Source organism: Kerstersia sp. (genome assembly GCF_052103615.1).
Classification (GTDB): domain Bacteria; phylum Pseudomonadota; class Gammaproteobacteria; order Burkholderiales; family Burkholderiaceae_B; genus Kerstersia.
In genome coordinates this window covers 1-25081 of sequence record NZ_JBQEKA010000020.1, presented here as the reverse complement: position 1 = coordinate 25081, position 25081 = coordinate 1, and the positions used below count along the sequence as shown (strand labels likewise).

21 protein-coding genes and 1 pseudogene are annotated in these 25081 nt (G+C 60.5%); 12 read left to right on the top strand and 10 right to left on the bottom strand.

Annotated features, from left to right (window positions below):
* The 4 genes from ACTJGZ_RS06950 to dut all read left to right on the top strand — a co-directional run.
* Nucleotides 1–108: signal peptidase II (locus tag ACTJGZ_RS06950; protein ID WP_441662223.1), on the top strand; the 108-nt coding region annotated here is incomplete at its 5' end.
* A gap of 14 nt (nt 109–122) precedes the next feature.
* A complete protein-coding gene (gene coaBC / locus ACTJGZ_RS06945) occupies nt 123–1334 on the top strand; it encodes a bifunctional phosphopantothenoylcysteine decarboxylase/phosphopantothenate--cysteine ligase CoaBC (RefSeq protein ID WP_441662211.1) in 1212 nt (403 codons plus the stop codon).
* Between the two features lie 68 nt (nt 1335–1402).
* Entirely contained in the window at nt 1403–2143 is a 741-nt protein-coding gene (locus tag ACTJGZ_RS06940) for a hypothetical protein (protein ID WP_441662210.1), read from the top strand.
* A 107-nt stretch (nt 2144–2250) separates the two neighbouring features.
* The gene (gene dut, locus ACTJGZ_RS06935) at nt 2251–2700 is read left to right on the top strand and encodes a dUTP diphosphatase (RefSeq protein ID WP_441662209.1); all 450 of its coding nucleotides are present in this window, start codon (nt 2251–2253) and stop codon (nt 2698–2700) included.
* Between the two features lie 99 nt (nt 2701–2799).
* On the opposite strand, the gene clpA is transcribed toward dut, so the two are convergent.
* Together clpA and clpS are read right to left on the bottom strand one after the other, a co-directional pair.
* A complete protein-coding gene (gene clpA, locus ACTJGZ_RS06930) occupies nt 2800–5127 on the bottom strand; it encodes an ATP-dependent Clp protease ATP-binding subunit ClpA (protein ID WP_441662208.1) in 2328 nt (775 codons plus the stop codon).
* Nucleotides 5128–5226: 99 nt separating this feature from the next.
* Nucleotides 5227–5562 (bottom strand): ATP-dependent Clp protease adapter ClpS, encoded by a 336-nt coding sequence (gene clpS / locus ACTJGZ_RS06925; RefSeq protein ID WP_441662207.1) that lies wholly within the window; start codon nt 5560–5562, stop codon nt 5227–5229.
* Nucleotides 5563–5866: 304 nt separating this feature from the next.
* Here clpS and ACTJGZ_RS06920 point away from each other — a divergent pair, with 304 nt between their 5' ends.
* Nucleotides 5867–6112: a cold-shock protein gene (locus ACTJGZ_RS06920; protein WP_441662206.1), complete on the top strand. Its 246-nt coding sequence runs from the start codon at nt 5867–5869 to the stop codon at nt 6110–6112.
* A gap of 129 nt (nt 6113–6241) precedes the next feature.
* Nucleotides 6242–6730 (top strand): DUF192 domain-containing protein, encoded by a 489-nt coding sequence (locus ACTJGZ_RS06915; RefSeq protein ID WP_441662205.1) that lies wholly within the window; start codon nt 6242–6244, stop codon nt 6728–6730.
* 629 nt (nt 6731–7359) lie between these two features.
* On the opposite strand, the pseudogene xseA reads toward ACTJGZ_RS06915, so the two are convergent.
* Nucleotides 7360–8661 (bottom strand): annotated as a pseudogene (gene xseA / locus ACTJGZ_RS06910) (exodeoxyribonuclease VII large subunit); the annotation flags it as partial.
* Nucleotides 8662–9232: 571 nt separating this feature from the next.
* On the opposite strand from xseA, the gene lpxK reads away from it, so the two are divergent.
* The 6 genes from lpxK (at nt 9233) to rpsT (ending at nt 16071) form a co-directional block, all read left to right on the top strand.
* Nucleotides 9233–10360 carry a tetraacyldisaccharide 4'-kinase gene (lpxK, locus tag ACTJGZ_RS06905; protein WP_441662204.1) on the top strand — a complete coding sequence of 376 codons (1128 nt, stop codon included), beginning with the start codon at nt 9233–9235 and terminating at the stop codon, nt 10358–10360.
* 9 nt (nt 10361–10369) lie between these two features.
* Nucleotides 10370–10558, top strand: coding sequence for a Trm112 family protein (locus tag ACTJGZ_RS06900; RefSeq protein WP_441662203.1), 189 nt, complete (start codon nt 10370–10372; stop codon nt 10556–10558).
* A 261-nt stretch (nt 10559–10819) separates the two neighbouring features.
* Nucleotides 10820–11476: an adenylate kinase gene (gene adk / locus ACTJGZ_RS06895; protein WP_441662202.1), complete on the top strand. Its 657-nt coding sequence runs from the start codon at nt 10820–10822 to the stop codon at nt 11474–11476.
* Between the two features lie 117 nt (nt 11477–11593).
* A complete protein-coding gene (gene murJ / locus ACTJGZ_RS06890; protein ID WP_441662201.1) occupies nt 11594–13144 on the top strand; it encodes a murein biosynthesis integral membrane protein MurJ in 1551 nt (516 codons plus the stop codon).
* A gap of 205 nt (nt 13145–13349) precedes the next feature.
* Entirely contained in the window at nt 13350–15581 is a 2232-nt protein-coding gene (locus ACTJGZ_RS06885) for a phosphocholine-specific phospholipase C (RefSeq protein ID WP_441662200.1), read from the top strand.
* Nucleotides 15582–15807: 226 nt separating this feature from the next.
* Nucleotides 15808–16071: a 30S ribosomal protein S20 gene (gene rpsT / locus ACTJGZ_RS06880; protein ID WP_068368072.1), complete on the top strand. Its 264-nt coding sequence runs from the start codon at nt 15808–15810 to the stop codon at nt 16069–16071.
* Nucleotides 16072–16283: 212 nt separating this feature from the next.
* On the opposite strand, the gene ACTJGZ_RS06875 is transcribed toward rpsT, so the two are convergent.
* From ACTJGZ_RS06875 to ACTJGZ_RS06845, 7 genes are all read right to left on the bottom strand, one after another.
* On the bottom strand, nt 16284–17729 hold the full coding sequence (locus ACTJGZ_RS06875; protein WP_441662199.1) for a hypothetical protein: 1446 nt from the start codon (nt 17727–17729) through the stop codon (nt 16284–16286).
* 244 nt (nt 17730–17973) lie between these two features.
* Nucleotides 17974–18711, bottom strand: coding sequence for a DUF2968 domain-containing protein (locus ACTJGZ_RS06870; protein WP_441662198.1), 738 nt, complete (start codon nt 18709–18711; stop codon nt 17974–17976).
* 105 nt (nt 18712–18816) lie between these two features.
* Nucleotides 18817–20247, bottom strand: coding sequence for a sigma-54 interaction domain-containing protein (locus tag ACTJGZ_RS06865; protein ID WP_441662222.1), 1431 nt, complete (start codon nt 20245–20247; stop codon nt 18817–18819).
* A gap of 131 nt (nt 20248–20378) precedes the next feature.
* A complete protein-coding gene (locus ACTJGZ_RS06860) occupies nt 20379–22667 on the bottom strand; it encodes a pilus assembly protein TadG-related protein (protein ID WP_441662197.1) in 2289 nt (762 codons plus the stop codon).
* Nucleotides 22668–22757: 90 nt separating this feature from the next.
* Nucleotides 22758–23288: a DUF3613 domain-containing protein gene (locus ACTJGZ_RS06855; RefSeq protein ID WP_441662196.1), complete on the bottom strand. Its 531-nt coding sequence runs from the start codon at nt 23286–23288 to the stop codon at nt 22758–22760.
* 116 nt (nt 23289–23404) lie between these two features.
* Nucleotides 23405–24397: a tetratricopeptide repeat protein gene (locus ACTJGZ_RS06850; protein WP_441662195.1), complete on the bottom strand. Its 993-nt coding sequence runs from the start codon at nt 24395–24397 to the stop codon at nt 23405–23407.
* Nucleotides 24398–24411: 14 nt separating this feature from the next.
* On the bottom strand, nt 24412–25081 hold a 670-nt coding region (locus ACTJGZ_RS06845; protein ID WP_441662194.1), incomplete at its 5' end, for a type II secretion system F family protein.

Here is a 25081-nt window from a genome sequence, read left to right as displayed (position 1 = left end):
GCCTATTTCCCGGCCTTCAATATCGCCGATATCTGCATTACCGTAGGCGCCATCCTCATGTTGTGGGATGAGCTGGCCCGTGTCCGCCACGCCCGCGCCACCCCCTGATAAGGGTTCTCGCCATGCCTGAATTGCACAATAAACGCCTGGTACTGGGCCTGACTGGTGGCATTGCCTGCTACAAGAGCGCCGAGCTGCTGCGGCGGCTGGGCGATCAAGGCGCCACCGTCGATGTCGTCATGACCGATGCGGCCGCCCACTTCATTACGCCCGTCACCATGCAGGCCTTGTCCGGCCGGCCAGTTCATCTGGACGCCTGGGATAGCCGCCAGCCCAACAACATGCCGCACATCAATCTGTCACGCGGCGCGGATGCCATCGTCATCGCGCCCGCCTCGGCAGACTTCATGGCCCGCCTGGTCCAGGGGCGTGCGGATGACCTGCTGGCGACGCTTTGCCTGGCGCGTAACTGCCCGCTGATCCTGGCGCCTGCCATGAACCGCGAGATGTGGGACAACCCCGCCACCCAGCGCAATGTGCGCCAGCTGCGCGAAGATGGTGTCATTATTATCGGCCCGGGCAGCGGCCAGCAGGCCTGTGGCGAAACAGGCGACGGCCGCATGCTGGAACCGCCGGAAATCCTGGCGGAGCTCATCGCTTTCTTCCAGCCCAAGGTCTTGCAAGGCAAACGCGTCCTGCTGACGGCCGGCCCGACGTCCGAACCTATCGACCCGGTGCGCGTCATCAGCAACCGCTCCTCCGGTAAAACCGGCTATGCCCTGGCGCGCGCCGCTTTTGAGGCCGGCGCGGAAGTCACGCTGGTCTCCGGCCCGACTGCCCTGCCCGCGCCCTATGGCGTGACGCGCATTGCCGTGCATACGGCGCTGGAAATGCATCAGGCTGTCATGCAGCGCACCAGCGAGGCCGACATCTTCATTGCGGTGGCTGCTGTCGCAGATTGGCGCGTGGCCAACCCGGCCGAGCACAAGATCAAAAAGACCGATAACGGCCAGGGCGTGCCGGTGCTGGAATTCATTCCCAACCCGGATATTCTGGCCAGTGTGGCCGCCGTGCCCGACGGCCCCTGGTGCGTCGGCTTTGCCGCCGAAACCGAGAAACTGGTGCAGCATGCCGAAGAAAAGCGGCTGCGCAAAGGCATAGACCTGCTGGTCGGCAACCTGGCGCAAGATGTCATGGATGGCGACGACACCCGCCTGAGCCTGTTTGATGCGGATGGCTGTCATCATCTGCCTGCCGCTGACAAACTCAGCGCCGCCCGCCGCCTGATCGGCGAAATCGCCCGCCGGGCGCCGCAACGCCATCACCGTTCCTGATCTGCCCATGGCCGGGCGCGCCCTGTGCGCCTGGCCAGCAGAACGACGAGCGGATCCAGGAGAAGCGCATGCCCTTGCATGACGATACGCCCCCCAACGGCGACTATGCCGCCTACATCGAAAAACTGATGCAGCGCAGCCAGGCTGGCACACCCGGTCTGGCCGCGGGCGACGCCGGCAAGACTCGCAAGCCCGCAGGGATACGTGCCCTGCAGGACGCCGCCCAGAAAGCGCTGCAGGAAGCCAAGCGCAAGGCAGCCCAATCTTCGGCTTCCGCCGCCCCCGCGTCCGGGACGCAAAAGAACACCGGGACGGCATCAGCGCGCCCAGTGATGACGGCACCCGCCGCTGCCCGTTCTGCGCCAGCCTCGCCTCGGTTCGATAGTGCCTGGCAGGCGCAAAAGCCTGCCTCGATGAACGCCACAGTCGGCAGCCCGGCCAGCTACGGCGATATCCGCGCGGATGCGGCCGCCGCCAGCAGCCCGCCCCGGAGCAGCAGTGCAAGCAACAGTCAGGGTCACAATCAAAGCACCAGTCAGGGCCACAATCAAAGCAACAATCAAAGCCAAGGCAGCAAGAAGCGCTCCTATCTGCCGTTGATTCTGGCTGTGCTCTTTCTCATGCCCCTGCTCAATATCGCGCGCGACATGCTGAACAACCCCAGGCCGGAAGGTCTGTTCCTGGTCATCGTTGCCGTGTTCGTCATTTTTTCCATCCGCCACTCGATCAAGTCCGGCAATGAGCCGGACAAAGGCAAGCGACGCCCCGCCATCAAAAAGGATGATGATTATCCGAATACCGGGCAGTAAACGGTAACTAACGGCGGTAACAGCAGTAACGGCAGTAACGGCAGTAACAGCAATAACGGCGCTTGCTCGCCCTTTCTCAGCTTTCGATATAAGACAGGACCCTAGTCATGAAAACCATCGCCCTGAAAATCCTGGACCCGCGCATGGCGGCATCACTGCCAGCCTACGCCACGCCCGGCTCAGCCGGACTGGACCTGCGCGCCTGCCTGGATGCGCCGCTGGAGCTGGCGCCGGGCGCGACTGCCCTGATCCCCACCGGCCTGGCTATCCATATTGCCGACCCCGGCTATGCCGCCATGTTCCTGCCTCGTTCGGGGCTGGGCCACAAGCATGGCATCGTGCTGGGCAACCTGGTCGGGCTGATCGACTCCGACTACCAGGGCCAGTTGCAAGTCTCGGTCTGGAACCGCAGCCAGCAAGCGTTCACGATCGAGCCCATGGAGCGCATTGCCCAGATGGTCATCGTGCCCGTTGTGCAGGCCGCCTTTGAGGTCGTTGAAACGTTTGACAGCAGCGACCGCGGCGCTGGCGGGTTCGGCAGCACCGGCACCCGCTAAACCGTTCAAGCAGCAAAAAGGCCCGGCCCGCGATATTCAATCGCGTGCCGGGCCTTTTTCATGGCTGCGCATATTTCATGCGCAGCCATCAGCGGCCATTTAGTCCGCCAAAGCCTCTTCGGGACGGTCGCTGCCCGCGCCATTGGCCTGGGCATCGTCCTGTTTCGGGAAATTCAGCACGACGTTGCCATTGCCGTCCAGATCCACGACCACCGATCCGCCTTGCGTCAGCTTGCCGAACAGGAGTTCGTCCGCCAACGCCTTGCGTATGGTGTCCTGAATCAGGCGCTGCATGGGGCGCGCGCCCATCAAGGGATCGAAACCTTCTGCTGCCAAGTGCTCGCGCAGCGTATCGGTAAACGTCGCCTCGACCCGTTTTTCATGCAGTTGCTGTTCAAGCTGCAACAGGAACTTATCCACCACGCGCATGATGATCTCGCGCGACAGCGGAGCGAACGACACGATGGCATCCAGGCGATTGCGGAACTCCGGCGAGAACAGGCGTTTGATTTCCGCCATTTCATCGCCGCGCGTTTCGCCTTGCGCAAACCCGATGGAACGCTTGCTCAGGCTTTCCGCGCCGGCATTCGTCGTCATGATAAGAATGACGTTGCGCAGATCTGCCTTGCGGCCATTGTTATCCGTCAGGGCGCCATGGTCCATCACCTGCAGCAGGATGTTGAACACATCCGGATGGGCCTTTTCGATTTCATCGAGCAGCAGCACGCAGTGCGGATGCTTGCTGACGGCTTCCGTCAGCAAGCCCCCTTGATCGAAGCCGACATAACCCGGCGGCGCGCCGATCAAACGCGATACGGCATGGCGCTCCATGTATTCGGACATATCGAAGCGCAGCAGCTCGACGCCCAGCGTGAACGCCAGCTGGCGCGCCACTTCGGTCTTGCCGACGCCAGTCGGGCCGGAGAACAGGAAAGAACCTATGGGTTTGTCGGTCTTGCCCAGCCCGGAACGCGACATCTTGATAGCGGCTGCCAAGGCTTCGATGGCGGCATCCTGGCCGAACACCACGGCCTGCAAATCGCGCTCCAGCGTCGCCAGGCGGTTGCGGTCATCGGTGGAAACGGATTGCGGCGGAATACGCGCCATGCGGGCGACGATGCCTTCGATATCCGTCCGGCTGATCACCTTCTTCTGCTTCGACTTGGGCAGGAGGCGCTGGGCAGCGCCCGCCTCATCAATCACGTCAATCGCCTTATCAGGCAAATGGCGGTCACTGATATGGCGCGCCGACAGTTCCGCCGCCGCCAACAGCGCGGTATTGGCATAGCGCACGCCATGGTGCGACTCGAAACGGCTCTTCAGTCCGCGCAGGATCTGAACAGTCTGCGCGACGGTCGGCTCGGCGACATCCACCTTCTGGAACCGGCGTGACAGGGCCGAATCCTTTTCAAAGATGCCGCGGTATTCCGTGTAAGTGGTTGCCCCCATGCACTTGAGCTGCCCGGACGACAGGGCGGGCTTGAGCAGGTTCGATGCATCCAGCGTGCCGCCAGATGCCGACCCGGCGCCGATCAGGGTATGGATTTCATCAATGAACAGCACGGCATTCGGGTTGCCCTTCAATTGCTTGAGCACAGCCTTCAGGCGCTGTTCAAAATCGCCGCGGTATTTGGTGCCAGCCAGCAAGGCGCCAATATCCAGCGCGTAAACCTGGGTTTCGCACAGGATTTCCGGCACATCGCCCCGCGTGACACGCCAGGCCAGGCCTTCGGCAATGGCGGTCTTGCCGACACCGGCCTCCCCGACCAGCAAGGGATTATTCTTGCGGCGGCGACACAGGATCTGAATGACGCGCTCGACTTCGTCTTCGCGCCCGATCAGCGGGTCGATACGGCCTGCCAGCGCGGCGGCATTCAGATTATTGGCATATTGTTCCAGCGGCGATTGCTGCCGGTTATCGCCTGTTTCCGATTGCGGGGTGCGCGGCTGTTGCGGCGCCGGGGATTCCGGCGTCTCTTCGGTGGCCTTGGGCGCAATGCCATGCGACAGGTAATTCACGACGGCCAGGCGCGTCAGCCCCTGCTGCTGCAGGTAATAGGCTGCGTGCGAATCCTTTTCGCCAAAGATGGCCACCAGGACATTGGCGCCGCTTACCGGTTTGCGCGCCGTGCCGCCGCTGGATGACACATGCATGATGGCGCGCTGGATCACGCGCTGGAACCCCAGGGTAGGCTGGGTATCGACTTCGGCGCCCTCCGCCGCTACCGGGGTGTTCTCGGCCACGAACTGGCGCAAATTGCCGCGCAGCAATTCAAGATCGACGTTGCAGGCGCGCAGTACTTCAGCCGCCGCAACGTTATCCAGCAGCGACAGCAGCAAGTGCTCTACGGTGATGAATTCGTGACGGGCGGCGCGCGCCTCGACGAACGCCATGTGCAGACTGACTTCAAGCTCTTGGGAAATCACGACGCTCCCTCCATTATCGTTCGAGGCGGACGATGAGACATGTTTATATTCTATGCTGATCCGTGCTGCGCACCATTCCCGAGAGGCAAAACACAGAAATCACGTGGACTCCATGACGCATTGCAGGGGATGCTGATGTGTCCTGGCATAGCGCGATACCTGGGCCACGCGGGTGGCGGCAATATCACGCGGATAGATCGCACAGACGGCCCTGCCTTCATGATGCACTTGCAGCATGATGCGGGTGGCCTCTTCCAGGCCTTTACCAAAAAATTTCTGTAGCACTTCAATGACGAATTCCATAGGGGTGTAGTCGTCATTGAGCAGGATGACCTGATAGAGCGGCGGCGGCGCGACCTTCTGCTCCGCCGGTGCTGGCGGAGCCACGACCGTCGTTTCGATACCGCTTTGGGCGGCAAGATTAATGCTAATCATTCTTGTATTGTAGGATATTTAACCGGCGCCAGATGCGCCATATAAAAAACGCGGACCGCTGCCCGTCAACACGGAATGTAAACCGCGGAACCTCGACGGCAGCCTGCACAAGCAACAATCAGTAACCCCATCCCAGGCTGAAATCAGCCAAAAACGTGATTTAAAACAAGGTATTTGCCCCAACCCATGCATTTTAAGGGTTTGCAACACTTGACGGTGACCCGGCAGCCCAAGCATTATCAATAACGGAGAACCGGCAACTGTCTGTGCCGGACCGTTTCACTCGATTCATGAGGCTGTTTGCATGTCCGACACTACTGCTTCCACTCAAACCGAGTCCACCACGAAATCCACAGGTACCGTCAAATGGTTCAATGACGCCAAGGGCTTTGGCTTCATCACGCCGGACAACGGTGACGAGGACTTGTTCGCGCACTTCTCCTCCATTCAGATGGAAGGATTCAAAACCTTGAAGGAAGGCCAGAAGGTCGCCTTCGACATCATTCAGGGGCCGAAAGGCAAACAAGCCCTGAATATTACTGCCGCCTGACCCGCTACGGCCGATTATCCAGCCCTTCCCTCAAAGAAGGGCTGGTTTCTGTTCGTCCTGGCAACAGCTATTTTCTGCAATCGCCATGGTCTTTTGCCGGCGGCTGCCCCACCCTTTATTTCCGCATCCATGCTTCCCGCTTTTCCTCTTACGCGCCGCGCCCCGCTGCGCCGCACCTGGGCTGCCGTCTCCCTGCTGGCTGGCGCCCTGCTGGCCATCCCCAGCCAGGCTGAAACCCCTGCCGCACTGCCTAGCCTCACCTTGCAGGCAGGCATGCACCTGATCCAGGCGGAAGTCGCCGCCACCCCGGACACGCGGCAAACCGGGCTCATGCACCGCAAGACTCTGGCCCCGAATGCCGGCATGCTGTTTGTGTTCGAAGAAGAAGACGTCCGCTGCTTCTGGATGCGCAATACCTATATTCCGCTGAGCATTGCCTTTCTGGACCGCGAAGGCCGTATCGTGAATATTGCCGACATGCAGCCTTTGAATGACACGCCGCATTGCTCGGCAGACCCGGTCGCCCTGGCGCTGGAAATGCCGCAAGGCTGGTTTGCGGAACGCGGATTTGCGCCCGGCGCCATCCTGCGCGGCCTGCCCGCGCCTGTCACGCCCTGAAAAACAAGCGGATAAAAAGCAGCGCCCCCTGACATTCATTTCCGGTCAGGGCTGACGCGCCCCGCCCCGCGCACAGGACAAACACCGCTGCGCGGGCATGTGCGCTCATCAGACCCAACGGGGCATTATCCTCGCCGCCATCATGGTATTTGCCAATTAGGAAATTCCATAAGCTCATCACAAAATAGGCAGGGGAGATAGAGCCCCTGCCGTTGCAATGGGATTAGACCGGCTGAAAATATGCCTCTGAGGCAAACCAAGAATAGTCCCATAATCAGTTATTCCGTATTTAAGCTGGAACATTGATTGGGAGACGCTTGCCCGCGCCATTGGCCGGCGCATTGCTCACCCGCCCGGCGCAGGAATTACCAGGGCAAGCTGCCTTGGGTGTCATCATCGGCATCCGGCCGCTTGTCTTGGGCCCCAGACACGCTGCCTCCCGCCTTTGCCGCCGTGGCGCGCGCCGCCTTCGCTGCTGCGGCGCCCCGCGCCGTTCCGCCTTGGCTGGCCCTATCAGCCCTATCTGCACCATCAGCCCTGTCGGTCTTTTCGGCCAGGCCGCCTGTCTTGGTCCGATCGCTTTTGGTCCGATCGCTCTTGGTCTGATCGCTTTTGCCGGTCTTGCGGGATGTACCAGATGGCAGCACCTCGACCTGGCTGCTGCCTCGCGCCAGTTGCAGCGTCAGCGTCTGCCCTGCCGCCAGATTGGCCGCCTGGCTTACGACATGGCCTTCGGCGTCCCAGGCAATCGCATATCCGCGCGCCAAGGTATCTTCCGGATTCAGGGTTTGCAGCCGCGCCAGCAGATTTTCCAGCCGGCGCTGGCGCCGCTCTTGCGCATAGCGCGCCCGGGCGGCCAAATCCCTGCGCAACTGGGCCAGGCGCTGGCTTTGCCGCTCACCGTCTGGCGCCGCATGCGCCAGTCTGGCTTGCAGCAAGGCCAATTGACTGCCGCGCCTGGCCAGCAGATGCGTGACGCTGACTTGCATGCTGGCGATTCTGGCCTGCAAGCGCTCGCGCCTTTGCGCCCATTGCTGCGCCGGTGACACCAGGCGCGCTTGCGCATAATCCAGCCGCTGCCCCCATTGCTCCAGGCGCCGCCGCTGCGCGCGCACCAGGCCACGCGCCAAGGTTTCCAGCCGGCCCAGCCAGTCCGCCCGCGGCACGCAGGCCAGCTCGGCAGCGGCGGTCGGGGTAGGCGCGCGCAAGTCCGCGACAAAATCCGCAATGGTGAAATCGGTTTCGTGCCCAACACCGCTAATGACAGGCATGGGGCTGGCTGCGATGGCCAGGGCCAGCCCTTCATCATTGAAGCTCCACAGGGATTCGATGCTGCCGCCCCCGCGCACGACCAGCAATACATCGGTTTCCGCCCGGCGGCCGGCTGTCAGCACAGCTTCGCGCAAGCGGGCCGCCGCCTCGTCCCCTTGCACCGGCGCAGGGTAAAGAATGACGGGCACATTGGGCGCGCGGCGCGCCAGGGCCGACAGCACATCACGCAAGGCCGCCGCCTGCAGGGAAGTCACGACACCAATGGCGCGCGGCAAGACGGGAATCGGACGCTTGCGCGCCGCATCCAGCAATCCCTGGGCCGCCAGTTTTTCCTTGAGCCGCAGAAATGCTTCGTAGAGATCGCCCAAACCGGCACGGCGCATGCCATCGACCTGCAATTGATACTCGCCGCGCGGCGCATAGACCGTCACGCGCGCCAGCACTTCGATTTTGTCGCCCTGGCGCGGCTCAAAGCCAACCGCCTGGGCGCGCCCGCGGAACATGACCGCCCGCACGCTGGCACGCGCATCCTTGAGCGTGAAATACCAATGCCCCGATGCCGCACGCGTGAAATTCGAGACTTCACCGCCTACCCATTGCTGCGGCAAACCTGATTCCAGAATATCGCTGACCTGCTGATTCAGCTGCCACACGCTCAGAACCGGCGGCTTGCTTCGCCCCCCGGCGTCAGCCCGTGATGCCCCGCCGGCCGGATGCCCCTCGGGAAAACCCTTGATTTCATGATGAAAATCATCATCGGCCGACAGATCAGGAGAAGGCGCGCCAAAGCGGCGGCTGGAGGGAAAGGTCATATTTCGGGAACAGCTGTCCACAGAAAAGTCAAGATGGGCCGCCATCATACCTTGAGTCGAAGCGCGGGCTCAATCTCCGCGCCGCCCTTCAAAATAAGCTGCAAGTTATTGTTTATATTGATTTTTTAATTATTTCCACAATAAGTCAAATTTTGAGCAGTCCAGCTTACAGCCAGCAGGGACGCCATCTTCCACACTCTTACCCACAGAATTATCCACAGAATCTGTGGATAGTCTGAACCCTTATTCACCCTGCCCGGCCAGACGCCCGCCCGCCGGGTTAGCGGGCACCGCGCCGCCGCGCAGCATTCCCCCGTCACGGCATTGATGCGGTAGCATATTCGTTTGCCATCCCTCTATTGCCGCAGCCCATGTCCGCTTGGCCTGCGCTGCCACTTCCGCTGCCACTTCGTTCCGCATGCCATCGTCACTACGCGCATCCCTGACCCGCTATATCGAACAGCAATGGCAACGCGGCGGCTGGCTCTCCACCCTCTTGCGCCCGCTGGGCGCCCTGGCAGCCTGGCATGTGCGCCGCAAACGCGCCGCCTATGCCTCCGGCAAACGGCAAGCCTGGCGCGCCCCCGTGCCAGTGATCGTCATCGGCAACATCTATGTGGGCGGCACCGGCAAAACCCCCGTCACCATCGCCCTGGTTCAAGACTTGCTGGCCCAGGGCTGGCGCCCTGGCGTCATCAGCCGGGGATACGGCGCGGACATCGGCGCCGAGGCGCGCTGCGGCACAGCGCCGCTGGATGCCAGCCAGTACGGTGACGAACCCTCACTGATTGCCGCCGCGACGGGCGTTCCGGTCAGCGTGCACCCGCAGCGCCCGCTGGCTGCGCAGGCGCTGCTGGCCCGCTGGCCTGACACCGACATCCTGGTTTGCGACGATGGGCTGCAGCACCTGGCTTTACAGCGTGACATCGAAATCATCGTGCAGGATGAACGCGGCGTCGGCAATGGCCGGCTGCTGCCTGCCGGGCCTTTGCGCGAACCGCCGGCACGGCTGTCGGACGTCCATGCCATTATCACCAACCAGGCCGCCCCAGGCTCCGGCCCGGCAGCGCAAGGCTGGCAGGACAGGCAAGGCGCCATGCCCGTGCTGCGGGTCGCGATGGTGCTGCAACCCGCGCACTACGAACACCTTGCCAGCGGGCGTACCCTGACACCTGCGGATTTTGCCCAGGAAAGCCAGGCGCTCACCCTGGCCGCCGCAGCCGGCATAGGCAACCCGGCGCGCTATTTTTCCATGCTGCGCCAGCAGGGCCTGGCCCTGCGCCAGACCCTGGCGCTGCCGGACCACCATGCCTATGCCGACAACCCCTTTACCGGGCTGCACGCCGACCGCATCCTGATTACCGCCAAAGATGCCACCAAATGCCGCTCGCTGAATGATGGGCGTCTATGGGTGGTGCATGCCAGCCCCGTTTTCCAGCCTTCGGACTGGCTGTCACAATTGCCCTTGCGCGCCCGGCCATCCCGGCTTGCCCCGCCAGGCGGCAAAGCGTGCGCAGCAGATGGAAACGAGGCAAAAAGAGGATAAAATCGAAATATGAACACCCGCTTACTTGAGGTCCTTGTCTGCCCCTTGACCAAGGGCCGTCTCGAATATGATGCGCAGCGCAGCGAATTGATTTCGCGCGGTGCCGGTTTGGCATTCCCGATCCGTGACGGCATACCGGTCATGCTGGTGGAACAGGCCAGGAAGCTGGAAGCCCAGGAAGGCCCTGGCAAACACTGATTCCGCCGCCGCCCAGACCTCGATTCAGCTACGGCCCGGGAAAGACAGGCAATTTTTCGGATACAGGGGAAATCCCCATATCCGCCCCATACTAAGCAAGCGCAAATCGGTTATAAAAATGCCTTCCGCGTTATGCGCAGTGCACAAAAAAACACGGCGGCCCCGGCCTGAAGCCACAGCCCCAAAGTGTTTGAGCACGTTTCGCGCTGCGGCAAGGCAATTCATCTCCGCCAGCAAGATATAACAACCACAGGAGTTCCCATGCGTCTCATTCTGCTTGGCCCCCCCGGTGCGGGCAAGGGTACCCAGGCCGCCTACATCACCCGCCAGTACGGTATTCCACAAATATCCACTGGCGACATGTTGCGCGCTGCTGTCAAGGCTGGCACGCCGCTAGGCCTGGAAGCCAAGAAAATCATGGATGCAGGGAAACTTGTCTCCGATGAAATCATCATCGGCCTGGTGCGCGACCGCCTGCAGCAGCCGGATTGCGAAAAAGGCTATCTGCTCGACGGCTTCCCCCGCACCATTCCGCAGGCGGATGCCCTCAAGGATGCCGGCGTTGCGCTGGACTACGTCATTGAAATTGACGTTCCGGAAGACGACATCATCGACCGCATCAGCGGCCGCCGTGTTCACCCGGCCAGCGGCCGCAGCTACCATGTGCGCTACAACCCGCCCAAAGTCGCTGGCAAGGATGACGAAACCGGCGAAGACCTGATTCAACGCGATGATGACAGCGAAGCCACTGTCCGCAAACGCCTGTCGGTCTATCAAGAACAGACCCGCCCGCTGGTGGACTACTATTCGCAATGGGCCGACAGCGGCGACCAGGCCGCGCCGCGCTACCGCAAGGTTGCCGGTGTGGGTGAAGTCGATGCCATTCAAGCCCGTATTGAAGCTGCCCTGAAGAGCTGACCCGGCCCCGGCCGGTGACAGATACACCAGCGCTTCCCCACCGCCAGGCCCCGTGCCTGGCGGTTTGGTTTTCAGGCCTGTTTGTTTGCAGGCCTCTTTGATGACCGTGATACACCCATGAGCCTGCTTCGCTCCGCCGCTACCGTCAGCAGCCTGACCCTGCTCTCCCGCATCAGCGGGCTGGCGCGCGATGTCCTCATCGCCCGCGCCTATGGGGCCGGCGCGCTGACCGACGCCTTCTGGATCGCCTTCCGCATTCCCAACCTGCTGCGCCGCCTGTTTGCCGAAGGCGCCTTCGCGCAGGCCTTCGTGCCCATTCTGGGCGCGGTGAAAACAGACAATGGCGAAGAGCGGGTGCAGGAACTGCTGGACCGTGTCGCCATGGTGCTCACGCTGATCCTCATGGCTGTGACCGCGCTGGGGGTGCTGGCGGCGCCATGGATTGTGTATCTGATCGCCAGCGGCCTGAACGACGCTGGCGGCAGCAGCGGCTACGATGCGGCCGTCAGCATGACGCGCATCATGTTTCCCTACATTCTGTGCATGTCGCTGGTGGCGTTTGCCTCGGGCGTGCTCAACACCTGGCGCCGCTTCGCCATCCCGGCCTTCACGCCAGTGCTGCTCAATGTCGCGATGATCTCGGCCTCGCTCTGGCTGGCGCCGCACATAGAACCCGCTATTTACTCGCTGGCGATCGGTGTCATGGCAGGCGGCGTGGCACAGCTGGCCGTGCAATGGCTGGCGCTGGCGCGCCTGGGCGTGCTGCCAAGCTGGCGCCGCAGCTCTCCCCGGCAGGCCTGGCAAGATCCGACGGTGCGCCGTATCGGCAAACAGATGATTCCCGCCATTCTCGGGGTATCTGTCGCGCAGATCTCGCTGCTCATCAATACCAATATCGCCAGCTGGCTGCCTTCCGGCAGCGTTACCTGGCTGTCTTTTGCCGACCGCCTGATGGAGTTTCCCACGGCGCTGCTGGGCATTGCGCTGGGCACTGTGCTGCTGCCCAGCCTGTCGCGCGCCCATGCCAGCCAGGAAATCGGCACCTACAGCCGCTTGCTCGACTGGGGCATGCGCCTGACCCTGTTGCTGGGCCTGCCCGCCGCCCTGGCGCTGGCCATGCTGTCCGAAGGCATGGTCGCCACGCTATTCCATTATGGCGAGTTCAAGGCCGTGGATGTCATCCAGACGCAAACTGCGGCGGCAGCCTATTCGGTTGGCCTGATCGGCATTTTGTCCGTGAAGATTCTTGCGCCGGGTTTTTATGCCAAGCAGGATATCCGCACCCCCGTCAAAATCGCGATTTTCGTGCTGATCATCACGCAGCTTTTCAATCTCCTGCTGGTTCCCTTGATGAACCACGCCGGCCTCGCCCTGTCCATCGGCCTGGGCGCCTGCATCAATGCGCTGGCGCTGCTGCGCGGCCTGATTAAGCGCGGCATCTACCAGCCCGGCAGCAGCTGGAAGCGCTATGCCTGGCGTCTGCCACTGGGCCTGGCCGCGATGGCAGCTATCCTCTATGCCGCCAATCAGCATATCGACTGGATCGCCCTGCAAGCCACGCCGCTGGTACGCATCCTGATGCTGGCAGGTGTCGCAGGCGGCGCCGCCTTCAGCTATTTTGCCGTGCTGTTTCTTTTCGGCTTGCGTGCCGCAGATTTCCGGCGCTAAGCACCCGCCAGACACATAAAACACATGCGCTTACACGCGCGCCATTTTTCTGATAACGCTATCAGACATATTGGAAATCGGGTCATCAGCCTTTAATACCCAACGCCGAAGATGCCAGGAAAAGCCTGATACGACATCAGGCCGCCCGCATGGCTGCCCGACGTTCTGATGCCGGAAGGCCATACGCCCTCTTTCCGGATAAGGTATGTCTGACCCGTCATTTTCGAATCCCAAGCGCCAATTCCTGATGCAGGCCATGTATGGCGCCGGCGGCGCTGCCGGCCTGGGCTTATTTCCGCCCAGCATCCGCAAGGCGCTTGCCATTCCTGCCAATAATCGCACCGGCACCATCAAGGATGTCGAGCATGTCGTGATTCTGATGCAGGAAAACCGCTCCTTCGATCATTATTTCGGCACGCTGCCTGGCGTGCGCGGGTTTGGCGACCGCATAACGATTCCCCTGCCTGACGGCCGCAGCGTATGGCAACAAACCGATGGCAAGCGCCCCGTCCTGCCCTACCACCTGGATCAGAACAACGGGAATGCGCAACGCGTCAGCGGCACCCCGCATAGCTGGAACGATGCGCGCGACGCCTGGGACAAAGGCCGCATGACGGAATGGCCCAGGCATAAGGAAACGCAGTCCATGGGGTATTACACAGAACAGGAATTGCCCTTTCAATTCGCGCTGGCCAATGCATTTACCCTGTGCGACGCTTATTTCTGTTCCCTGCATGGCGGCACCAATACCAATCGCATGTTTCTCTGGAGCGGCACCAATGGCGCTACCACCGAAGCCCAGCGCGTGGTCGTCAACAATGCCTGGGACAGCATCAATACTGCCGACGAAATCCTGAAGCTGGGCTACGAATGGACGACCTACCCGGAGCGCCTGGAACAAGCAGGGGTGTCCTGGATGGTGTACCAGAACATGCCCAATAACTTCACTGACAATCCCCTGGTCGGTTTCAAGCAATACCGCAAAGCCAATCGGGATTCGGGCAAACCGGTCTATCACGACCGCAAAAGCAATCCCGCCTATGATCCGGCGGCCGATAACGCAGGCAACCCGCTCTACAAGGGAATTGCCAATACCATGCCCGACGGCGGTTTTCTGGAGACATTCCGGCGTGATATCGCAGCCGGCGCCTTGCCCCAGGTTTCCTGGGTTGTTGCCCCGGCCGAGTATTCGGAACACCCCGGTTCATCGTCACCCGTGCAGGGCGCCTGGTACACCCAGGAAGTGCTGGACGCCTTGACCGCCGACCCCGAGGTCTGGAGCAAAACCGTCCTCATCGTCAACTTCGATGAGAACGATGGCTTTTTTGATCATGTCCCGCCGCCTTGCGCGCCCTCGCTGGACAAAAAAGGCAAGATGCAAGGCAACACCACACTGGCGGAAAGCGATGTTTCCCCGGAATACTTTCAGCACAGCCGTGTGCCTGGCACCTTCATGCCCTTGCCCGACAATGACTGCTACGGCCCGGGCCCCCGGGTGCCGATGTACGTCATTTCCCCGTGGAGCCGCGGCGGCTGGGTGAATTCCGAAAACTTCGACCACACCTCGGTGCTGCGCTTTCTGGAGGCCCGTTTCGGTATCAGGGAAAGCAACATCAGCCCTTACCGGCGCGCTGTTTTCGGCGACCTGACCTCGGCCTTTGACTTCGTGAACCCGAATCTGGATAAAGCCCCGGAACGCCAGAAACTGGAAAAGAATGCGGCCGATGCCCTGCGGCAGGCCCAGGAGCAGTTGGCGCAAGTCCCGCTGCCTAACGAATATGTGCAAACCCTGCCGCAGCAGGCCAGCGGCATCCGCCCTTCACGCGCCCTGCCCTATGAGCCGCACGTCAGCGGCCATGCGCGCCCGGCAGACGGCCTGATGGAACTCGTTTTCTCCAATACGGGGAGCGCGGCCTGCGTATTCCATGTGTACGACAAACTGCACCTGGACCGCGCCCCGAAACGCTATGCGGTCGGCCCCGGCCTGCAATTGAGCGATCAATGGGCAGCGGCCAGCGACAACAATGGCCGCTACGACTTGTGGGTGCTTGGCCCCAATGGCTTTCACCGCCACTTCGCCGGCAATCTGAATGAGCTGCCGCTGCGCGGCGCCCAGCCGCCTGAGATCCGCGTGTGCTACGACATCGCCAACGACAACGTCTATCTGGACGCCTTGAATCCCACGGATGAGGCCTGCGTATTTCGCATCAGCGCCAATGCTTACTTCGGCCAGGACAGGCAATGGGAGCTGAATGTGCCCGCCAACGGCCAGGAAACAACGTTCTGGGACCTATCTTCTTGCGGACACTGGTATGATTTCACCGTCCGCATTGAGAACGGCCGCATGCCTGCCTGGCTCAGGCGGTTTGCCGGCCGGGTGGAAACCGGCAAGGATTCCATCAGCGACCCAGCCATGGGCACCCCAGCAAGGCAGTAATCGCCCTGGATGCACTTGCATCCAGGATACGCCATGCGCTGGCCGCCCTAAGGCCCGCCTTCGATTCGTGACCGGACACGGGCCACCTGCATAGCGATGCGCAGGTGGCAATTCGCGCATGCTTGGGCCGCCCCATTCTTGAGACGGCTTATGACTTGCATAATGCTGGAATGCTGATAGAATAATAGGCTTTCCAGAATTCTTTTTCTACACATAATCAACCAACATGGCCAATTCCGCACAAGCCCGCAAGCGCGCCCGCCAATCGGTGGCCCGCAACAAGCACAACTCCAGCCTGCGTTCCGCTCTGCGCACGGCAATCAAGCGTGTGCGCGCGGCCATCGCTGCTGGCGACAAAGCTGCTGCTTCTGAGATTTTCCAAAAGGCGTCCAGCACGATCGACCGCATCGCCGACAAGAACATCATCCACAAGAACAAGGCTGCTCGCCACAAGAGCCGCCTGGCCTCCGCCATCAAGGCGATGGCCTGATTGATGACACAGGCGCGCTTCCCGTCCTCTGCTGGTTGAAGCGCCCTGTGATACAGCCTTAGGGCTGGTTTCATCATCGTGGAATCAAAAAAGCAGACTGCATGCAGTCTGCTTTTTTTGTTTTGCGCAGCCTGAATGCCTTGCGGTATCTCAGGCCACGCAGCCAGCCTATCTGGCTGTTTCCCGGACGCCAGGCTGCTGCCCTCCCCTGATCAGGGGGCCGCCATAATGGTGACGTGATCAAAATTTTTATATTTTTCACGCACCGCCGCAAACTTCACCCAGGGGTAGTACTGTTCCGGTTTGATAATGTGCTTGTTCACCGGGTAGAAGTAATTCCCCGCCCCTCCATAGTTTCCAAAATCCTGCCCCCAGCTGCAGCTGCCCTGGCCGATGATGCAAGTGCTCCCATTGGTCTTTCTGAAATCACGCTCGTTGGCGCCAGGCCGCGCGTAAGCGCGCTGTGAGGACAGCACTGTGATCGGCGGGCGCCGCTGATCAGGGTTGATAATGGTATGGGATTGGAAAGTATCGGCCAGCCAGAAATTGAATTTCGGCGCGGATTCCATGCCGGACACATCATAAAAGCCATCCGCAGGCCCGCCGAAACTGATGATGTAGTTCTTGAAGCTCAATGCCCGGCGCTGTGATTCCTTGAAGAAGGGAGTCTCTATGTCGGCGCGCTGCGGCACTTCCCACGGGCTGCTGCCAAACTGTCTGACCCCTTCAGGCAATCTCGATTCGGCATGCTGCAGGTCATCCGCATCGCGCCAGGTGCCATAGTATTTCGCCAAGGATGCATCGGCCCACCAGCCATACCCCGTACGCAAGTCGATATACAGCTTGTCATGCGGCAGCGCCGTCACACAAATCTGTTCGAATACCTTGTCATACTGCACAGCGGCACGGCAAAGCTCCAAGAGATAGGTTTCGTCAATCTGCTCCCGTTCCTGGTATTTGAGCGACAGCATGCGCATCACCTTCAAGGTGAGGATATAGGCCTGGAATGCCCGCAGCGATGCCATATACCGCTGGAAGACCGCTTGTGCGGGGTAGCCGTAGAAATGTGTCACTTCGCTGCACTGAATTGTCTGCATCAACGCATCCAGCACCGTATTGCCCACGCCTAACTGCCCGGGATAACCGATGAAAAGCTGGGTGATGGTATATGGCGTATCGCCCAGCTTGTTATGAATCTGCTCGCGGACCCCTGCGGAGCGAATGCCATAATCAGCTTCGCTGGTATATCCCTGCAAAGCCTTCAAATCATTGCTGATGCTGAAACACTCACGGATGATGTCATTGACCGGACTGACCACCCGGTTCAATTCCGCGTTATTCAGCTTCTTCAGCAAAGCATTGACGTCGCCGACAATAACCGCGACCTGCTCTGCCAACTGGGCAATCATTTTTTCCATGGGCGAGGTCGTGGAAAAAATGCCCAACTTCACCAGCAAGCCGCCAAACAGCTCCTCTTTTTCCTCATCGCTCAGTGCACCATTAAGCAAGCTGATGATTTTGTCCAGAAAGAACTTGGCGACCTCCTGCGGGTCCACGCCGGCAGCCAGCGCCGGAACGCCGGGGCCCATGGAATGCCCCTCTTCCGTGGGCAAGCTGGCATCAGCCAGGGACGGCGGAGTGTTGAGTGGATGCATCATCGGCCTTGAGAAAAGTGTCAGTAAGCAAACTGGCCAATCAGAAAACTCGGCCAGTGGACGCAAGCCTCAAGGATTAAAAGTCTTTCTCCGTTTCCCGGCAATCACTGATATCAGGGATACGGCATTGCCAATGACGCAATAAAAAAACCCCGGCCAGAGCAATTGACGATGCTCTGGCCGGGGGTTTCCGACTACGATTTAGGCTGCGATTTCGTCTGCGTTTTCGACAACAATACGGGCGTCATTAACGCCGTACGGCAGCGCCAGCGCCCTGAATTGCCTTGCCTTGCTCGGCTTCCAGGCGCTCAATCTGCCGTTGCAGGCTGCGCAGCTGCTTCTGCGCGTCCTCTTGCTGGGCTGCCAGTTGCGCCGCATCCTGCTGCGCTTGTTGCTGCCTGGCCGCCACGCGGTCTTCCTGCTGACGCTGCAGCGCCACGTCAGTCTGCAAGGCATTCAGGCGATTGGCGCGCTGCATCAGCTCCTTCTCCAGGTGCGCGTGCTCGGCCTGCAACTTGATGCGGCGGATATCCGCTTCCGCAAGTTCGTAGGTTTGCTGGCTGAAACCGCGGTAGGTTTCCTCCGCCAGACGCTCATCCTTGCTGCGGAACACGCGCCAGAAATCCTTCTGCTGGAACAAGGCAACGTAGTACAACAACTCGTCAGCCTTGAACAGCAGGCTCGCGCCATAGCTGCCGTTATAGGTCGTCCGCAGCTCGCTGACCTTGCGGTCCTGGATCAGTTGCTCCAATTCCACGGCGGAACTTTGCGCCACCAGCGAAGGCGGCGCCAATTCGGCTGGCGGCCTGATCTCAGCGCCTGGGGCCGCAGGCGCAGCAGCGCTGGCTGCCTGAGTCACCACCGGACGGGACATGGCGGCACTGCCCGCCTGGTCGGCCTGCGTGCTCGCACAAGCGGCCAGACTTGCCAGCACCCAGCCACACAGCACGATGCGCGCGGGTTGGAAATCCTTTCGAGTCAACATACTGTTCAACCTTTTAACTGATTCATTCTGATTTTTCATAGTCAGTCTTGCGCTTATAGACCAGGACCGTTACGAAAGTCTGGGATGATACGCGAGCCTGCCCATTTATGCCGATGAATAAATACCGCCAAACGCAAGGCTGCCGTCGTTACCCGGCTGGATTTGCAGTTTGCGCATTTTTTCCCACAACGCCTTGCGGCTGATACCCAGCTCGGCCGCGGTGTCCTGACGCCGCCAGCCATGCTTTTCCAGGGCCGCGATAATGCGCATGCGCTCGGCGCGCTCCGCTTCCGTTCCCCCGGAAACCGGCAAAAAGTCTTCGCTCGCCGACACAGGCACATGCAAAAAACCCAAGCTGCGCATGCGATTGAAAACCTGCTCCGAACGCCCGGCATTCCAGGCGCCCAGCACCAGCCGCAACAAACCCAGGCGTTCAACCAGGTTCAGCATTTCACGCACATTGCCGGGGAACTGCATGCCTGCCACCCGATCCAGCATCCAATCCGGCGGCACCTGGTCTTCAATCCCCACATCCTCCAGATAACGCGCCATCAAGGCGCGGAACAAGGCGATTTTTTCCGCCGCGCCTCGCTCATCCAATGAGGGGATATAGAGTTCAATCACCGCCAGCCGGTAATACAGGTCAGCGCGGAAAGCCCCTTGCCGCACCTGTTCGACCAGATCACGATTGGTAGCCGCCACCAGCCGGAAATCCAGCTCCAGCTCCTGGGCGGACCCTACCCGCATGACGCGCCGGGATTCCAATACCCGCAGCAACTTCACCTGCTGCTGCAAAGGCAATTCCCCGATTTCATCCAGGAACAGCGTGCCGCCATTGGCCTGTTCAAAATACCCTTTGCGAGTCGCCACGGCGCCCGTAAAAGCGCCTTTGACATGGCCGAAAAATTCGGCCTCGAACAGCGTCTCGGGAATGGCACCGCAATTGACGGCTACAAACGGGCCATTCTGGCGGGTTGAGTGCTCGTGCACATAGCGCGCCACCCGTTCCTTGCCCACGCCGGTTTCGCCGTAAACCAGAACATTTGAATGGCAACCGGCCACCATGCGCGCTTCGCCCAGCAGCTCGCGCATTTCCTGCGAGACAGCAATGAATTCTTCACGCGGTACTGCCGGTGCCGGGCTGACAGCAGGCGGAATGGCGCTGACCAGCTTCAGCACCGTGTTCCGCAATTCCGCATGACTGAATTCTGCCGGCAGCGTATGGGAGTGCTCGGGCGGAAAGAATTGCTGGTGCTGGGAGCGGTAGGAACTGGTTGCAGCCACCCAGATGACTGGAATGGCCTGGGCGCTCAGCCATTCCAAGGCCTGAAAACGATCGCCGGCCATGACGGAAACAGAAACCAGCGCCACCGCCGGACGCAATTCATCGCGCTCCAGGTTGATGCCGGGCTGCTCCGCCAGAACAATCGTGGCAGGCAAATCGGCAAATACGCGCTCAACCCGGGCAACGATATCGGCGTTGCCTTCCCAGACGTAAAGTTCGAATTCCGGGACCCCTCCACTACTTTCCATCAGGGGACTCCAAAGGGACGAAGCACCCCATCAGAAAAGAGCATGCCTGTGAAGTATTCATACGTCGTTTCTCTTTTAGTGCAAAAAAAGATTCGCCCACCAATTAAGCAAGAACAAATCAAGTAACCGTGAATTTAATAAACCAATTTGGCTGGCTCACATTGTATATCCAGCGCCTTAATTTCTGTCCTGCCCAGTTCCAGCCCCAATCCATGCCGCAGCACGTTCTGCAACAATCCGCCTACGCCATTGAGCACCGGCTTCAATACATTCAATACCGGCTTCAGCAGCATGCACAATACCCCCTGGCAAGCCACCTGATTAGCGTACGGATCCTTAACCTGATTCACCATATTCTGCATCGTCGCGTCATCCATACCCACATGAGCAGGATGGTCTTGCAATAGTTTGGTCAGATTATGTTCGACACAACCGTTCCAGTTCAAAATGGAACTCAATAAACCGGCGCAGCTGCGGTAACCATTATCGAAAGTTGAGATACCCAATGCGCCAAGTAAATCACTGGGAACGCTGGTATAGGAGTGAAATGCCTCGGAAAAACTGCCCCGCTTCCAGCGTTTCGACGGGCATGCAAATAGCACGCATGTTGTCACCACTGCCTTATCAAATACAAAATCACTATCCACCAATGGCGCCAATGCTATCGTTTCGCCATCCCTGACAAACGTTGCCCCATTCAGAGCCAAATCCGTAATGGCAGAAACGCGATAGGCCCCGCCTTTGGTCAGACGCACCTGGCTTTCCAATTCCGGAACATCCAGATAACTCTGCACCAATTGCTTGACCATATGTTTTCGGGTCGCTTCGGAATCATAATGCGCATCCAGCCACGGAGAAGGATCCGGTTCACGAAACAATCCCCCCAGCAAATTAAGTAATTCCGTGACCAGGCGATCGACCGTATCACCCAATGCCAATGGATTGGGTTCTGTCGTGCGCCAATCCCCGACTTCCATGGCCAGGCCGGAGATATGATCTTCATATTCCAATGCGGGCAAATGCATTTTGCCGGAGAGAACCGGAATATGTAGCAATTTGAGTAATTGCTCTTCCCCCAGATAGACATCGCAACGCGCGGTATGCGACATGACATTGTCTTCGGCCATGCGGCCGACACAGATATTGGCCACGTTGGCGCGCACGGAAAGATCCATGGTGCGGGGCACGCCGCAATTCAGCGCCTCCAGCGTGCCGACGGCGTCGGCAACATCCACGGCAATAGGCAGGTGCACCCGGATACCCAGGATATTTTCCACCAGCACATTCAGCAGCCCGCCCAGCAGGTTGCGCGTATCCACATCCAGGGCCACGCGAATCTGGGAACTGTAACCTTGGGTTCCTACCGGCCCGATGGCAATCGTGGGGGGCTCAACGACAGTCACCTTGGCCTTGACCAAACCCAGCACCGACGGGAGTTTGATATCTGCCGCATGGCCGTTAACACCCAGCGCCACCGCGGCGCCCAGCAGATTGCCCAGGCCAAGCTGCACATCCAGCGCGGCATCAAGCTCATCCTGGCGCCCCAGTTGCAGCAAGGCTAGCAGGCCTGGCTGATCCTTGGACCCCAGCAAGGGAATCTTGATAGCCCCGATCCCGACACGCAGCAGCTCTTTGCGCAGGGCATCCAGCTGCGCATACAAGGTGGAATCGGTCACCAGCGACAACGAGACATCCAGCAGGCGCAGCAAGCTGATGTCTTCGATATTGGCCAGTCCGCCAGGCGTCAACACGCCCAGATGGTCTATCCCGAGATCGACACCCAGCAGGCCCAACAGTCCCGCGGGCGTGATTTTGGCCGTCGCCAGGCCTTCCGAATCCAGGACCTTCAGGGTCTGGATATCCAGGCCCACCGCCTCCAGCACAAATCCCAGCACGGAGTTCTTTTCAAAGCGCAACAATTCCGAACCGATCTGGAAAGCCGCCACCGGGACCGCCGATTTCGCTATGGCCGCCGCATAAACCTGCTGCGCCTCTGCAAATGGCAGAATGGGAGCGACGCCCCGGTCAATAATGACTTTCAGCGCATTGAAATGCCCCTCGACCGGATTGGGATCAAAATGCTCTGGCGCGGAATAAGCCTGACTCCAGGTGCCGCATTGCAGCGTAATATCCGCTGCTTCCAGTTTCACGATTTTGTTGCCGTTCAAATAATCCTGCAGCGACAGCAAGGCCTGCTGTTTGGCGTCGCCGCAGCTCGCTTCCGGCGTGCTGTCGGCGTGGATATACTGCACGCCGCTCAAGGCAGCCAAATCCGCCGCATTCTGAATTTCCCGTTTCGCATAGAACAGATAGCCCAAATTGGCTGAACCCAGCAGGATCAAACAAACGATCAGCGCCGCCGCCGCCGGCAGAATAATGGAACCGCGCTGGCGTGCCGGTAGCCGGCCTCTCTGCATCCACATGAAACAATCCTCAAAATCATCGCGCTTTCTCCGCAGGGAGCAATCCAATCCAGATGGCTCCCCGCGAGGAAATTCAATCGTTCGAAAACATCAATTACTGCTGTTGTCTTCGACCTTTTCCTCAAACCACTCCGGAATGGGATGTGTGAAACTATCCACATAGCGTTGCCAGGTCAGCCCGGCCGTCGCCCCTAGCGCGGGCAGCGCCTGGCCAGCGACATTGCGGCCATTCAACGCCCCTGTCGCCTGAGCGGCCAGCAGACTGCGGGTCACTTGGCCGCTGCGCGCCACTTCAGGATGGACGACCGGCGCAACGGTGACGGCCGCTCGCGCGGCCACCGGTGCCTGCACGACGGCAGGCAGCAGCGCTGCCTCTCCGCGATGAATATTTTCCATACGCTCGCGCGCGCCTGGCGCTGTTGCCGGCACAGCCGCCGCGCTGCCATCATCGACAGCCTGCACCGTCACCACGCTGGCTTGCGCCGGCACAACGACCAGGCCGCGCTGCCCCAGCGCAGCCGGGCTGTGGGCCATTTCGCCCGTCAAGGGGCGATTCTGGGCTTGCGCTGCCATGGAAGCCACGCAGGCCGCCAGCAGCAAATAGCGATAAGGTTGTTTCATGAGTTGCCTCCAGTGCATCCAGTCAATCCTGCAAATTCTTCAATCGGCCAGCCGTCAGCGCCATCCCTGGCGGCGGCCCATAGTCAAAGCCACCAAAGCCACCAAAGCCCGTCCTGCTAGCGGAACCGTTCCAGCACGCGGCGCAGCAAGCCTGCATCCATTTCGTCCCTGAGCGGCGGCTGCTGCGCCTGGCCCCCGGCTAGGCCGCCGGCCTGATTGGCCGCCCGCAGCGGCACCACCGCCACCCGGCCGCTTTCCAGGCCTGGCTCTGCCGCGGCGGTTTCCGCTGCCGCGCCAGCGCTCTCCGCCATGGGCGCCAGCGGCGCTTGCGTGACGATGGGCGGCGGCACCTGCGCGGCTGGCGTTTGCCAAGCCGCGCCTTGCACACGCTGCGCCCGTATCCTCGCGGCCTGCAAAGCAATGCCTGCCTGCGTCTCTTCCGGCACACTTGCGCTGTTCATCAATTGGCGGGCATCGACCATGCGCCCTTCCAGCATCAGCAGCAAGGCCATATTGGCCAATACCGTTGACTCTTCCCGCCCCAGTTCCAGCGCTTGGCCCAGAGGGATACGCGCGCCAGCATAGTCACCGGTATTGAGACGGGCATAGGCCAGATCATTCAGGATTTCCGGCTGCGTCGGCGCCAAGGCGGCCGCCTCCCGGAAATGACGCTCGGCCAGCGCATAATCGCCCGCCTCCCCTGCCAGCAGGCCCAGGCCATGCAGCCCCTGCGCCCGATTGGCAGTACCCAGCATGGCTTCATATTCCTGGCGGCTAGCCTCGGGCTGCCCGGTTTTCATCAGCGCATCGGCCCGTATGGCCTCCAGGCCGTCAATATTGCCGAAGCGGCGGCGATAGTCATCGACATACGCCAGCGCAGCGAAATAACGCTGCTGGCTGTAGTTCTGCTGCGCCAGCGTGCGCAGCATGCCCGGCTCATTCGCGGCCTGCGCGTTGAGCTCCGCTTCCTCGCGCGCGCGCAGCTGGGCCTGCTGATTCTGCTGCTCTTGCATCACGCGCCAGGCGCTTTGATCCCCGCTGCCAGCGCAAGCCGACAGAACAGCCACCATAGGCAGGCCAGCCAGCAAGACCCTGAGTCGCGGCGACAAACGCGGCATTCCCATCACGCGCCTCCCATGCGCGACAGCCCGCGCAAGACAGCCAGAAACCCCGCTCCGCCCGTCACGATCAACAAGGCTGGCAATAGCGTCATCACCATGACACCCGTCATTTTTACCGTCAGCTTGCCGACTTTTTCCTTCAAGCCCAGGCGTCGCTTTTCGCGCAGGCGTTCAGCAAATTGAGTCAGCGGCTCTTGCACCGCGCCGCCATGACGATCTACCTGGTCTATCAAGGCGCAAATGGCGCCCAGGTCGTCATTTTCAAAATTCTTGGCCAGCCGTTGAAACGATTGTTCGCGTGTCCGTCCATGCGCATATTGTTCCGTCGCCAGCTGAAACTCATAGCTCAGCACCGGCATGACCTCACGGAAATCGTTAACGATCACATACAGGCTCTGATCAATCGACAAGCCCACGCCTTGCAGCAAACGCAGCAAGTCCAGCAGCAATGGCAGTTCATCCGCCGCCGCCTGTTTACGAGCCTGCGCACGACGTGACAACCACCATTTGGGCAACATCCAACCCACAGCGAAACCGGCAAATACAATCAGGAAACCGCCCAGAAACGTGTTCCCCAGCACGGCAGGCGCGCCGATGAAGATCCAGCCGAACAAAGGCAGCACTAAGGCCAATAAAGCCCGGCCGAATACAAACAATGCTCTGGCACTGCCA